The organism is Demequina aestuarii, assembly GCF_000975095.1.
Taxonomy (GTDB): Bacteria; Actinomycetota; Actinomycetes; order Actinomycetales; family Demequinaceae; genus Demequina; species Demequina aestuarii.
Genome location: NZ_BBRD01000001.1, coordinates 620,500 through 632,558, shown reverse-complemented (window position 1 = coordinate 632,558; position 12,059 = coordinate 620,500). Strand labels below are relative to the sequence as shown.

12 protein-coding genes are annotated in these 12,059 nt (G+C 70.1%); 2 read left to right on the top strand and 10 right to left on the bottom strand.

Annotated features, from left to right (window positions below; translation table 11 throughout):
* Nucleotides 1-17: 17 nt before the first annotated feature.
* From AOP72_RS03055 to AOP72_RS03045, 3 genes are read right to left on the bottom strand one after another with little or no spacing between them, the layout of a single operon-like run.
* Complete coding sequence (locus tag AOP72_RS03055) at nt 18-953, bottom strand: tetratricopeptide repeat protein (RefSeq protein WP_062132208.1); 936 nt, start codon at nt 951-953, stop codon at nt 18-20.
* Between the two features lie 6 nt (nt 954-959).
* Nucleotides 960-1,943 carry a DUF8094 domain-containing protein gene (locus AOP72_RS03050; RefSeq protein WP_152650233.1) on the bottom strand — a complete coding sequence of 328 codons (984 nt, stop codon included), beginning with the start codon at nt 1,941-1,943 and terminating at the stop codon, nt 960-962.
* Nucleotides 1,940-2,851, bottom strand: a complete 912-nt coding sequence (locus AOP72_RS03045) for a hypothetical protein (RefSeq protein ID WP_152650232.1) — start codon at nt 2,849-2,851, stop codon at nt 1,940-1,942. Before AOP72_RS03045 ends, AOP72_RS03050 begins: the two co-directional genes overlap by 4 nt.
* Before the next feature lie 140 nt (nt 2,852-2,991).
* On the opposite strand from AOP72_RS03045, the gene AOP72_RS03040 reads away from it, so the two are divergent.
* Nucleotides 2,992-5,604: a hypothetical protein gene (locus tag AOP72_RS03040; protein ID WP_152650231.1), complete on the top strand. Its 2,613-nt coding sequence runs from the start codon at nt 2,992-2,994 to the stop codon at nt 5,602-5,604.
* A 19-nt stretch (nt 5,605-5,623) separates the two neighbouring features.
* On the top strand, nt 5,624-6,040 hold the full coding sequence (locus AOP72_RS03035) for a hypothetical protein (protein ID WP_062136759.1): 417 nt from the start codon (nt 5,624-5,626) through the stop codon (nt 6,038-6,040).
* A 54-nt stretch (nt 6,041-6,094) separates the two neighbouring features.
* Here AOP72_RS03035 and AOP72_RS03030 read toward each other — a convergent pair whose 3' ends face one another.
* The 7 genes from AOP72_RS03030 to atpD form a co-directional block, all read right to left on the bottom strand.
* Nucleotides 6,095-6,850, bottom strand: a complete 756-nt coding sequence (locus tag AOP72_RS03030) for an alpha/beta fold hydrolase (RefSeq protein ID WP_062132188.1) — start codon at nt 6,848-6,850, stop codon at nt 6,095-6,097.
* A gap of 33 nt (nt 6,851-6,883) precedes the next feature.
* Nucleotides 6,884-7,591 carry an alpha/beta hydrolase gene (locus AOP72_RS03025; RefSeq protein WP_062136756.1) on the bottom strand — a complete coding sequence of 236 codons (708 nt, stop codon included), beginning with the start codon at nt 7,589-7,591 and terminating at the stop codon, nt 6,884-6,886.
* A gap of 40 nt (nt 7,592-7,631) precedes the next feature.
* Nucleotides 7,632-7,943, bottom strand: coding sequence for an Rv1322 family protein (locus AOP72_RS03020; protein ID WP_062132185.1), 312 nt, complete (start codon nt 7,941-7,943; stop codon nt 7,632-7,634).
* A gap of 78 nt (nt 7,944-8,021) precedes the next feature.
* Nucleotides 8,022-9,488: a glycoside hydrolase family 1 protein gene (locus AOP72_RS03015; RefSeq protein ID WP_062132183.1), complete on the bottom strand. Its 1,467-nt coding sequence runs from the start codon at nt 9,486-9,488 to the stop codon at nt 8,022-8,024.
* Nucleotides 9,489-9,571: 83 nt separating this feature from the next.
* Complete coding sequence (gene nucS, locus AOP72_RS03010) at nt 9,572-10,267, bottom strand: endonuclease NucS (RefSeq protein ID WP_062132180.1); 696 nt, start codon at nt 10,265-10,267, stop codon at nt 9,572-9,574.
* 3 nt (nt 10,268-10,270) lie between these two features.
* On the bottom strand, nt 10,271-10,540 hold the full coding sequence (locus AOP72_RS03005) for a F0F1 ATP synthase subunit epsilon (protein ID WP_062132176.1): 270 nt from the start codon (nt 10,538-10,540) through the stop codon (nt 10,271-10,273).
* 2 nt (nt 10,541-10,542) lie between these two features.
* The gene (atpD, locus tag AOP72_RS03000; RefSeq protein WP_084631194.1) at nt 10,543-12,057 is read right to left on the bottom strand and encodes a F0F1 ATP synthase subunit beta; all 1,515 of its coding nucleotides are present in this window, start codon (nt 12,055-12,057) and stop codon (nt 10,543-10,545) included.
* Between the last annotated feature and the right edge of the window lie 2 nt (nt 12,058-12,059).

Below are 12,059 nucleotides of genomic sequence, written 5' to 3'. Positions count from 1 at the left end.
GCCCACGCTCAGGGCGGCTAGAAGAGTGCCGCCGCGAGCGCCTGACGTGCCTTGACCACCCGCGCGTCGTCGGTGCCGACCACGTCGAACAGTTCGACGAGCCGCACCCTCACCTGCTCGCGCTCCGGACCCGCGCTGGTGCGCACCACATCGATGAGGCGCGCGAACGCGTCCTCGACCTGTCCGCCCATCACGTCCAGGTCCGCGACGGCCATCTGCGCCTCCGCGTCGTGGGGAGCATCCGCCGCAGCACTGCGCACGGCGTCGACGTCCGCGAGCCTGCTGCGCTCCATCAGCGCGACCTGCGCTCGGCCCGCCCGCGCATCGGCGTCCTTGGGGTTCTCGCGCAGAGCGCGGTCGTAGGCATCGATCGCCGCGACGTAGTCCTCGCGCTCGATCGCGTCGTACGCCTCCTGGTGAAGCGGCGGGAGGGGCGGCGGCTCGGGCGGGCCCTGCGGCTGCTCGGGGGCTCCCCCTGCGCTGCCGGTCACCCCATTCTGGCGCGCAATCTCGAGCACCTGGTCGAGCACGCTGATGATCTGCTCGTCCTCGGCATTGCCCTGGAACAGCGGCGCGGGACGTGCGGCGATCAGCCCCATCACCGTGGGGACAGCCTGCACCTGGAAGGCTCCGGCGACGGACATCTGCGTGTCGATATCGCACGACGCCAGCACCAGCGCTCCGTTGTAGCGCACCAGCAGGGTGCGCATCCGCTCGACGAGCTCCTTCGACGCCGGTGAGGCGCTCGACAGGAACACGATCACCACCGGCACCTGAGCCGAGAGCTGCGCCAGCTCCTGGAGGCTCTGCTCCGTCACCTCGATGGGCGCCGGCGCAGTCCCCTGAGCGGACCCAGCGACGGGTTCGGCCGGAGCGGGCGGCTCATCCTTCTTCACCAGTTGGGACAGGTCGACGGAACCGCGCAGCGGCACCTCAGGGTTGTCAGCAGTCATGCTCGCCTAACTATCGGAGACGTTGATCAGCGTGTGCTCGGCCGCGACGACTGCGGGCAGCGCGTCCACGTCCGGGCCGGGAAGGTACATGACGATCATGTCGAGGTATTCGTGCGTCACGGTGTCGTCGAGTTCGCCTTCCAACAGCGGCTCGTCCTCGTCGGGAATCGACACGGTCGCATCTTCGACGGTGAAAGACGACGTGATCGTGAGCGGAGTGAAGACCAGGGCGCCGCCGTCGGCCGTGCCCATGACGTAGGACCCCACGAGGTCGGCCGAGACCGCGTCCCGGTACTCGCCGTCCGAGTCCTCTGCGGCCTCCGTCAGGGTCTCGCGCGCCGCAAACAGGCGTTCGCGATACGAGTCGGCGCCGAAGGAGGCGGCCAGATCCGACCCTTCGCCCTGGCGGAGCAGTTCCGCGTAGTCCGTCAGCACGGCCTCCGGGGTCGGGTCGAGCGTGTCGGTCGTCATCTCGAGCTGCGCCGCGCCGGACGACGTCCCTGGCATCGCGGGCAGGGTGGCACCCGGGATCATGTGCGCCCAGCCGCGCAGCTGGTACTCGGCGTCGATGGAGTCCTGCACCCAGAGCAGCACCACTGGGGTGACGTCCTCTGATGCCTGCTCCGTGACTGACACGAGCGTGCGCGGCCAGATGTCGGCGCCGGACACGTAGACGGCCTGCATCGTCGACGGGATGGCGACGGGCTCGGCGCCGTCCTCCGCCTCCGCGAGCGTGTATTCGATCTCGCGCAGGGTCTTCGCATCGCCGCCCACCCGCGCGGAGAGCAGATCAGCATCGCCCGCGCGATCGGCGGCGGCGAGCTCCGCAAGGGTCTCGTCGATGATCTGGGTGCTCTGAGGCTCGAGCAGCGCCGCGGCTTCCGTCATGGGCGGCGCGGACGTGACGGGCGCGGGCACCTCGGCCACGCATCCGGTGAGCACGGCGGCTCCTGCGACGGCGACGGCGCCGGTGGTCATGAGGCGTCTCATGGCCGCTCCTCTCCCGGGTGATCGTCCGCTGGTGCAGTCGGTGATGGTGCAGTCGGTGACGGCGGCTCGTCCTCGAGGCTCGCATCGGGCAGATGCTCTCCCTTGGCGCGGCGCGAGCGGCGCGTTCCAGGGCTCCGGTCGGCCTCGTCATCGCCGGCGCGCTGGCGCTTGGCCATCCACTCCTCGCCCCTGGCCTGGGCCGGGCGCAGGTCGATGAACCGCAGCACGAGGGCGACCACTCCGACCGCGGTCAGGAACGCGCCCCACCAGATGAGCGGAGTGATCCAGCCGTCGTCGACGTCGCGCGTCAGAGCGAGGTCAGTGTCCGTGAGGGGCGACCCATCCTCGCTGACGATCACCAGCGTCTCTCCGGGCGGCACATCGGATGCCTTGATCGACAGCCGACCCTCGCCGCGCCAGTCGGCGCGCCAGTGGTCCTGCGAGGTGGCGGCCAGGATGTCGACCGCGTCGGCCGCTGCCGCCTCCTCCGCACCCGCTGACGGGGACGCACTCGGGCTGGGCTCCTCCTCCGGCTCCGGAGAGGCGGACGCCGATGTCGACGGCGACGGGGACGGGGACGTCGAAGGCGCGACGGGATCCAGCGCCTCGGTGGACAACGACTCCCAGGACGGCAGACCGGACACCCGCGCCGCGCTGTGCTCAGCGAGCCAGGCTTCGGCGTCGACCGGGCGCGCCGTCACGGCGACGATCACGCCGTCGCCAGAGACGCCGATGCGGGAGTCGCCTGCGAAAGCGATCATCTCCGCCTCGTAGACCACCACCGCGGTGTCGACGCTCGCTGATGCGGTGACGTCCCGCGGGGGTCGCTGCGACTCGGCGATCAGGCCCGCCGCCAGGAGCAGCACGCCGATCACGCCCGCCACGAGCGCGGTTGTCCTCAAACTCACACAAACCTCCAGATGTACGCGTCCACTCTAGGAGACAACGGGGTAACGTCGCACGACGCCGCTTTGTCTCACCTCAGGCCGCGCATTACCCTGGGGAGCGGACCGCGCGGCCAGTTCCGACCGCGCGAGAGGAGACCAGCATGCCTGATGAGACCCTGCCCTTTCCAGTAGCGATGCGCGGGTACGACCGCGAGGCCGTCGCTGCGCACATCGCGCGACTGGAGGACTCGGTCAGAGAAGCCCAGTCCACTGCGCAACAGGCGCAGCACGACGCGGCTCAGATTCGCGCCCAGTTCGATGACGCGCAGCGCAGTCTCCGAGAGTCCGAGCAGCCCACCTACAAGGGGTTGGGCGCGCGCGTCGAGCAGTTGCTGCGCTCCGCAGAGGAACAGTCCTCGGATGTGGTGCAGCGCGCGAACACGCACGCGCAGGACACCGTGGCGCGTGCCAACGTCGCGGCTCAGCAGCTGCGCGCACGCGCCGATAACGAGGTCGCTGAGATCCTCGCGCAGAGCCGCCGCGAAGCGGAGGAGATCCGCACCGCTGCCGAGTCCGACTCCACCAACGTCCGAGACGCCGCATCACGCCAGGCCGCGGAGATCGTGGAGAAGGCCAGGCGGGAGGCCGAGCGGCTGTCGTCGGCCATGGAAGCGGAAGCCGCCGAGCGTCGCGCGACCGCGGACCGCGAGGCCCACACCCTGCGCGCGACCGCCGAACGCGAGGCCACGGAGCTGCGAGTCACGTCCCAGCGCGAGGCCACGGAGTTGGTCGACAACGCGCGCGGCGAGGCCGACGCGCTCGTTCAGGGCGCTCAGGAGGACGCGGAGCGCCTGCACGGTGAAGCCGATGCGGCCCTCGCGACAGCACGAGACGAGGCCAAGGCGATCGCGGCGGAGGCCGCGGATGCTCTTGCGGCTGCGGAGGCTGAGGCCTCCGACGTGCGCACCACCGCCGATTCTCAGGCAGCGAGCATGCGCAACGAGGCGCAGACGTTCCTGACTCAGGCCAACCGCGACGCCGAGGCAGTCCGCGCGGATGCCGAGATCGCGGCTCGTGAGCTGCGTCAGCAGGCCCAGCGCGAGGCCGACGCCCTGCGTGCCGAGACCGACGAGTACGACGACCTGACTCGTGGCGATGCCGAGGACTACGCGACCGCGAGCCGCCGGGAGGCGGACCGCTACGACGCGGACACTCGCGCCGAAGCGGACTCGTATCGCGACACGACCGTGGGCGATGCTGATCGTGCCGCGCTCGAGATCCGCACCCAGGCCGATGTTGAGATCGCCGCCCTGCGCTCCGACGCGGACGACTACGACGCCGAGACCCGCTCCGCTGCGGACCGCTACTCCGAGAGCACGCGCGCCACGGCGGACGATGATGCAGCCGGCATCCGTTCGGCGGCAGACCAGTACGACCAGACGACCCGCGCAGACGCCGACCAGTACCGCGACGACACTCGCGCCGCGGCGGATCAGTACGCCACCGACACGCGCACGTCCGCCGATGACGATGCGGCAACCACCCGCGCGGCGGCGGACGAGTACGACCAGACGACCCGCGCGGACGCCGACCAGTACCGCGACGACACCATCGCCTCGGCTGACACGGACGCCGCGGCGAGGCGCGCGGACGCAGACGAGTACGACCAGTCGACCCGCGCGGACGCAGACGAGTACGACCAGTCGACCCGCGCAGCCGCGGACCAGTACGACGCCGACACCCGCGCAGCCGCGGACCAGTACGACGCCGACACTCGCCAGGGCGCCGATGCCTACGCGCTCTCCACCCGCGAGGCGGGCGAGACCTATGCACGAGGAGTCCGCAAGGACGCCGACGGGTACGACGTCACCACGCGTCATGCGGCCGATGAGTATGCGCAGACGACGCGTGGCGAGGCAGACGATCACGCCGCGCGTGTGCGTCGAGAGGCCGAGAACTACGACGCCCACCTGCGCAACGAGACGGACGTCTACGCCGAGACCACCCGCCGGGAGGCGGACGCCTACGCGCAGCAGACGCGCGACGCCGCCGACCGAGACGCCGCCAAGACGATCGCGGCCGGCGAGGCGCAGGCGGAGCAGCGCGTCGCCGATGGCGAAGCCGAGGCCAAGCAGATCCTCACCGTCGCCCGCAAGGACGGCGAGGAGGAGCGCGCCGCCGCGCACGCCGATGCCGAGGCCGCCCGCGAAGAGGCCCGCCGCACCCGCGAGGACCTGCAGGTCGAGATCGCACAGCGTCGCGAGAAGGCCGAGCAGGACCTCAGTCGGCGGCTCGCCGAGGCGCAGGCCGAGGGCGCGGAGATGGTTGCCGACGCACGCAGGCGCGCAGACGAGGCCGAGGAGCGTCTCAGCGCCTCTCTGGAGCGTGCGGAGACGGTGCGCCGGGAGGCCGAGGTCCACTCGCAGACTCTGCTCACCAACGCCCGCAACAACGCCGACGAGATCGTCTCGGGGGCGCGCGAGCACGCGGAGTCGATCATCTCCGAAGCCGTCTCCGATGCTGAGCGTGAGCGCAACGCCGCCTCGCACGAGGTGGACGAGCTCAACCGCCAGCGTGAGTCGATCACCGGGTACCTCGACGATCTGCGGGGCCTGCTCGGAGCGGATCCCGTCGCGAGCCTCAAGAAGGCCGCGGGCGCCGGGACGGCGAGCGAGTCCGCGGCATCGGCCGAGTCGGCCCCGTCCGCCACGTCAGCAGACGAGACCGCCGAGACCGCCGATGCGGACACCGCCCCGGCGGCGGACCGCGGGTGACCACGGCTGCGCGCCGACCGTGACCGACGACTCCCCTGTCTCGCCGCACCTCAGGCGTGCGCAGGCGCTCGAGCGGCAGCGGCAGGGCGAGACTCGCCGTGCCGCTGAGCTGGTGCGCCAGTTCGCCGCGGACGCGACGGCCGCCGGGCTGACGCCGGAGCGGCTCACGGCTCGCACCTACGACGGCAGGTCCCGCCTGCGCACGACTCTCGAGGGCTGGTACCTCAAGCGGGACAGGAGCGTCGCCGTCGGCACCGATGGAGAGTTCTACGTGATGTCGGCTCCGCGCAGCCTCCGCGGCCTGGTGCGAGGAGTGACGCTCGAGCCGGGCGAGCCGCCGCTCGAACTCGGCAAAGGGGCGCGAGATGGCGAGTCCATGCCGCTCACCGAGGCGCTCGCGAAGCGGCTTGCCGGCGGGAACGACTGGGCGACCTGAGCCTCACCGGACTCCACCGACTGCCCGCGAGTCGCGTGCCGGCCCAGACTGTCGTCAGGCCCGCAGCAGGGGCTCGAGCGCATCGGCCGTCGCAGCGGGCGCCTCGAGCGCCGCGAGGTGGCCCACCCCATCGAGAACGACGGGCTCGACTCCGGCCGCCGCAGCCATCGCCTCCGCATCGGCGCGGTCCACGATTCCGTCGGCGCCGCCGATCACGGTGACGACGGGTGCGTCGACCGCACGCAGCACCTCGGTGCGGTCGGGCCGCGCGGCCATCGCGCGCTGGCCCCAGGCGATCCCGTCGCCGCGCTGCTTCGCGATGTTGTCCGCGACCCACTCCACGAGCTCGTCGCGACCCGCGCCATCCGTGCCGACCATGCCCTCGGCCGCGCCGTGCGGGTCAGGGTGGCCGTCCGCGTTCTCCACTGCCACGGCGACCTGTTCGCGCTTGGCGCGTGCCTCGTCGTCGTCCGCCGTCGCCTTGGTGCAGACCAGGCCGATCCCCGCGACGGCATCGGGCCACCGCTGCGCGACCGCGAGAGCCACGTAGCCGCCCATGGAACAGCCGATCCACACGGCCGCGTCCGCTCCAGTGGCCTCTCGCATGGCCAGCACCGCGGCGTCGGCGATGAGGTCGAGTCCCGGCTCCTCGTCCGTGAGCGGCATCTCGCCGATCCCAGGCATGTCGAAGGTGATGAGGTCGCCGCGCACGCGGTCTCCGAGGACGGAGATCAGCGGCTCCCACTGCTGGCGGTCCAGCGGGAACGCATTGAGAAGAACGACGGGGGCGGCGTCGGGGATCAGGCTCATGGAGGCTCCCTCGTGAAGGGCGGGCGGTCTCCCCTATTGCACCACGCGACCCGGGACCTGCGTCGGAAGAGGCGCGCGGTCCGGCGCGACTCGAGCGACGATCGCGTCCAGCACGATGCGCACGTACGTCTCCCCCACCCACAGGTGCTTGGCGTCGTCAACCGCGATCAGGTCGAGCTGTGTCAGCGGCGCGAACCGTTCGCGCGCCTCGGCGGGCTGGAGAAAATCGTCGTGCTCGGGGACGAGCGCAGTGACGGGCTTGCCAGAGGCGGCCCAGTGCTCGAGGTGAGTGGTCTCCGCTCGGCGCAGCGGCGGCGACAGCAGGATCGCGCCCTCGACATCCAGGTCCGCACCGTGCATCAGCGCCAGCTCCGTCCCGAAGCTCCAGCCGACGAGCCACCGGTGCGGCAGCCCCCGCGCCACGGCGAACTCCACGGCGGCGCGCACGTCCGCGACCTCGCCATCGCCCTCGTCGAATTCGCCCTCGCTCGTGCCTCGCGGCGACGACGTCCCACGGGTGTTGAATCGGATCACGGCGATGTCGGCCAGGTGCGGCAGGCGCCATGCGGCCTTGCGCAGCACATGGGAGTCCATGAACCCGCCGTGCGTGGGCAGCGGATGAAGTGTGATCAGCGTGGCGCGCACCTCGCCGGAGGCGGGCAGCGCGAGCTCGCCCACCAGCTCGAGGCCGTCCTCCGTGCGCAGCACGATGTCCTCGCGGATCGCCGGCAGGACGGTCATCGCCCGAATATCGGCGCTGTCGCCCTGGACGTCGTCGGTCTCAGCCACGGTTCCTCCCAAAGGTGTTCCAGCAGTGCGTGTGCCAGTGCCGTCGCTGCGCGGCGGCCTCGTCGGGGCCGAACAGCCCGTCCGCCGCCCACGCGACCACGTGAGCCGTCCGCGGCGGGATGTCCCGACGGCAGGCGGGACACACGTAGGTCTTGTCGGTGGGACGGGGAGTCACGACGATGAACTCCTCGCCGCCCGGGCCCGGCTCGCGTCGTCCGCCGGTCGCGTTCGCGACCCTGTCGACGTCAAGCTCGGGGTGCGGCTCTCCGTACGGGCGCTTGAACGACCGACGCTTGGAGGGCATGAGGACCAGTCTAGGCGGGGAGCGACCAGCGCCCGGCCGATGCGCGCATCGGCCGGGCGCTGGTGTCGCGCTGGGGAGTCAGAAGGCCCGCGGCGGGGTGGCCGCGAGCGCATCGGCCTGCTCGACCGGCACGACCGCGCGCTGGCGGAGCACCTCCTGGTACCAGTACGCCGAGTCCTTCCAGCGCCGCTCGAGCGAGTCGTAGTCGACGTGCACGATGCCGAACCGCTTGGCGTAGCCCTGGGCCCACTCGAAGTTATCCATGAGCGACCACGCCATGTAGCCGCGGACGTCCGCGCCCTCGCCGATCGCCTTCAGCACCGCGCCGATGTGGCCGTGGAAGTACTCGACGCGATCAGTGTCGCGCACGCGCCCGTCCTCGTCGATCGAGTCGTTCCAGGCGGACCCGTTCTCGGTCACGTAGATGGGCTTGCCGGTCTCGCGGTGGATCTTGATGAGGTGCGCGTGGAAGGCCGAGGGGTCCACGTTCCAGCCCATCTCGGTGAGCTTGCCGGTGGGTGGCATGAACTCGATCTCCTCGTCGCCCGGCCACGGCGAGTTGGCGCCCGCCTTGTGGCCGTCCGCGAGCGTCGCGAGCTTGGTGGTCTCCGTCCCCTTGTTCGGGTTGTGGCGAACCACGTGCGAGGCGTAGTAGTTGACGCCGAACCAGTCGACCTGGCCGTGCATCTCCTCGAGGTCGCCATCCTGGAGGAACGACCAGTCCGTCAGATGAGCGGTGTTGGGCAGCAGCACCGCAGGGTACTCGCCGGTCACGAACGGGTCGTGGAACATGGTGTTGGCGAGTGCGTCGATGTGGTCGGCGGCGGCACGGTCGGCCTCGCTCGAGGGGTCCCAGGGACGCGGGGTGTGGCAGTTGTTCACGAGGCCGATGCGGAGGTCGCCACGGACGTCCTTCATGGCGCGGTAGGCGCGGGCGTGAGCGAGGTTGAGGTGGTGCGCGACCTGCAACGCCTCGGCATCGTCAGCGTGACCAGGGGCGTGGGCGCCGGCGCCGTAGCCGACGAACGCGGCCACCCAGGGCTCGTTGATCGTGGCCCACATGTCCACGTCGGCCCCGAACTCCTCCGCCATCCGCTTCGCGTAGGCGGCGAAGGCATCGACGGTGTCGCGCGACAGCCAGCCACCGTCGTCGTCGAGAGCCTGCGGGAGGTCCCAGTGATACAGCGTCACCATGGGCGTGATGCCCTTGGACTTCAGCCGGTCGATGATGCCGCGGTAGAACGCGATGCCCTCCGCGTTGAACTCACCGGTGCCGAGCGGCTGCACGCGCGGCCACGCGATCGAGAAGCGGTAGGCCTGCAAGCCGAGATCGGCCATCATGTCGATGTCCTCCTCCCACCGGTGGAAGTGGTCGCACGCGACGTCACCGTTGTCGCCGCCCACCACCTTGCCGGGGGTGGCGCAGAAGGTGTCCCAGATGGAGGGCCCGCGGCCGCCCTCGTGGGCGCCGCCCTCGATCTGATAGGAGGCGGTTGCGGCACCGAACAGGAAGTCGTCGGGGAAGGTCTGAGGCGTGGTTGTCATGCGCTCAAGTCTAACGAGCCGTTTCGACAATTTCTACCGAGTGGTAGGCGCCCGTCGCGCCCTCCCCACGCGGGTGAGACCGGTCAGAACAGACGTGTGGAGGAGTCGTCGACGCCGCGCATCGCGTCGTAGTCGAGCACCAGGCACCGAATGCCGCGGTCCTGCGCGAGCACGCGGGCCTGGGGCTTGATCTCCTGCGCCGCGAACACCCCTTCGACGGGGCTCAACAGCGGGTCTCGGTTGAGCAGTTCGAGGTAGCGGGTGAGCTGTTCGACGCCGTCGATGTCTCCACGGCGCTTGATCTCGACCGCCACGGCAGCGCCAGCGGACGTGCGGGCCAGGATGTCGACGGGACCGATCGCCGTGGGGTACTCGCGCCTCACAAGGGTGTGTCCGTCTCCCAGCACCGAGATCTGCGCGGCGAGCAGCTCTTGGAGATGAGCCTCGACGCCGTCCTTGATGAGGCCTGGGTCCACCCCCAGCTCATGCTGAGTGTCCGCGAGCACCTCGTGGATCTCGATCTCGAGCCGGTCGTCCGTCTTGTCGTGCTGAACGGTCCAGACCGCCGTCACGCCGGCCGATGCCTGCGCTCCGTCGGGGGCCACCTCACGCGTGGTGCACGGCGGGCTCATCCAGTTGAGCGGCTTGTACGAGCCACCATCGGAGTGCAGCAGCACCGAGCCGTCCGCCTTGACCATGATGGCCCGGGTGGCGAGAGGAAGATGCGCGCTGAGCCGTCCCGAGTAGCGGGCGGCGCAGCGCGCGATCACGACGCGCATGGGTCAGTCCTCGTGCGTGTCGGCCGGCTCCGCGACGATGTTGACGATGTTGTGGTCGAACGAGACGAAGCCGCTCTTGATCGGGAACTCGCTCCAGTCCCCGCTCTCGCCGCGCACCCGCACCGTGCCGGAGCGCAGCAGCGACAGGATGGGCTCGTGGTTCGCGAGCAGACCGATCTCCCCCTCGACGGACGGGGCGATGACGCGCTCCGCCGTCCCGGACCACAAGATGCGGTCCGGGCCGACGATATCGACGGTGAGGGCGCCGGCCATGGTCAGCCGATCTCCTTCTGGATGCGGGCCCAGTTCTTGTCCAGGTCCTCGAGGCCACCGATGTTGAAGAAGGCCTGCTCCGCGATGTTGTCGTACTTGCCGTTGACCAGACCGTCGAACGCCTCGATGGTCTCGGTCAGGGGCACCGTCGACCCCGCCACGCCGGTGAACTGCTCCGCCATGTAGGTGTTCTGCGACAGGAACTGCTGGATCTTGCGCGCACGGGCGACGATGATCTTGTCCTCCTCGGACAGCTCGTCGACACCGAGGATCGCAATGATGTCCTGCAGTTCCTTGTTGCGCTGGAGGATCGACTTGACCGAGTTCGCCGTCTCGTAGTGCTTCTGGCCCACGTAGCGCGGGTCGAGGATCCGAGAGGTGGAGGTCAACGGGTCGATCGCGGGGTACAGACCGCGCGAGGCGATCTCTCGCGACAGCTCCGTGGTGGCGTCCAGGTGAGCGAACGTGGTCGCCGGGGCCGGGTCGGTGTAGTCGTCCGCGGGCACATAGATGGCCTGGAGCGACGTGATCGAGTGGCCACGGGTGGACGTGATGCGCTCCTGCAGCTGACCCATCTCATCCGCGAGGGTGGGCTGGTAGCCCACTGCGGACGGCATGCGGCCCAGCAGGGTCGAGACCTCGGAACCGGCCTGCGTGAAGCGGAAGATGTTGTCGATGAACAGCAGCACGTCCTGCGACTGCACGTCACGGAAGTACTCGGCCATCGTCAGTGCCGACAGTGCCACACGCAGACGCGTGCCCGGCGGCTCGTCCATCTGGCCGAACACCAGGGCCGTCTGCTCGATGACGCCGGACTCGGTCATCTCCTCGATGAGGTCGTTGCCCTCACGGGTGCGCTCGCCGACTCCGGCGAACACGGAGACGCCATTGTGGTTGTTAGCGACGCGGTAGATCATCTCCTGGATGAGGACGGTCTTGCCCACGCCGGCACCGCCGAACAGGCCGATCTTTCCACCCTGCACGTACGGGGTCAGCAGGTCGATCGACTTGATGCCGGTCTCGAACATCTCAGTTTTGGACTCGAGCTGGTCGAAGGCCGGGGGCTTGCGGTGGATGGGCCACCGCTCCGTCACCTCGATGACCTCGCCCTCCTTGGCGTTGAGCACCTCACCGGTCACGTTGAAGACGTGACCCTTGGTGACGTCACCTACGGGAACCGAGATGGGCTCACCGGTGTCGACCACCGTGGCGCCGCGCACCAGGCCGTCGGTGGGCTTCAGCGCGATGGCGCGCACCATGTTGTCGCCCAGGTGCTGCGCGACCTCGAGAGTCATGTGCAGCGTGCCGTTGCCCTCGCCCTCGCCCTGCGCCGTGAGATCGATCTCGGTGGTCAGGGCGTGGTACATGTCGGGAATGGAGTCAGCCGGGAACTCGATGTCGACCACGGGGCCGATCACCCGAGCCACGCGACCGGTCACGGCCTTCGTGGGGGCGTCCTTCGTCTCGGCGGGCGTGTCGCCTGCCGGCTTCTTCGCGGTCTTCGCGGTGGGGGTCATGG

Bases quoted from the DNA above. Each gene is read 5' to 3' on its own strand.
- AOP72_RS03005 (WP_062132176.1), bottom strand. From the start codon at position 10,540: ATGGCCGGCGCCCTCACCGTCGATATCGTCGGCCCGGACCGCATCTTG.
- AOP72_RS03025 (WP_062136756.1), bottom strand. From the start codon at position 7,591: ATGACCGTCCTGCCGGCGATCCGCGAGGACATCGTGCTGCGCACGGAG.
- AOP72_RS03020 (WP_062132185.1), bottom strand. From the start codon at position 7,943: ATGCCCTCCAAGCGTCGGTCGTTCAAGCGCCCGTACGGAGAGCCGCAC.
- AOP72_RS03030 (WP_062132188.1), bottom strand. From the start codon at position 6,850: ATGAGCCTGATCCCCGACGCCGCCCCCGTCGTTCTTCTCAATGCGTTC.
- AOP72_RS03055 (WP_062132208.1), bottom strand. From the start codon at position 953: ATGACTGCTGACAACCCTGAGGTGCCGCTGCGCGGTTCCGTCGACCTG.
- AOP72_RS03050 (WP_152650233.1), bottom strand. From the start codon at position 1,943: ATGAGACGCCTCATGACCACCGGCGCCGTCGCCGTCGCAGGAGCCGCC.
- atpD (WP_084631194.1), bottom strand. From the start codon at position 12,057: ATGACCCCCACCGCGAAGACCGCGAAGAAGCCGGCAGGCGACACGCCC.
- AOP72_RS03040 (WP_152650231.1), top strand. From the start codon at position 2,992: ATGCCTGATGAGACCCTGCCCTTTCCAGTAGCGATGCGCGGGTACGAC.
- AOP72_RS03015 (WP_062132183.1), bottom strand. From the start codon at position 9,488: ATGACAACCACGCCTCAGACCTTCCCCGACGACTTCCTGTTCGGTGCC.
- nucS (WP_062132180.1), bottom strand. From the start codon at position 10,267: ATGCGCGTCGTGATCGCGCGCTGCGCCGCCCGCTACTCGGGACGGCTC.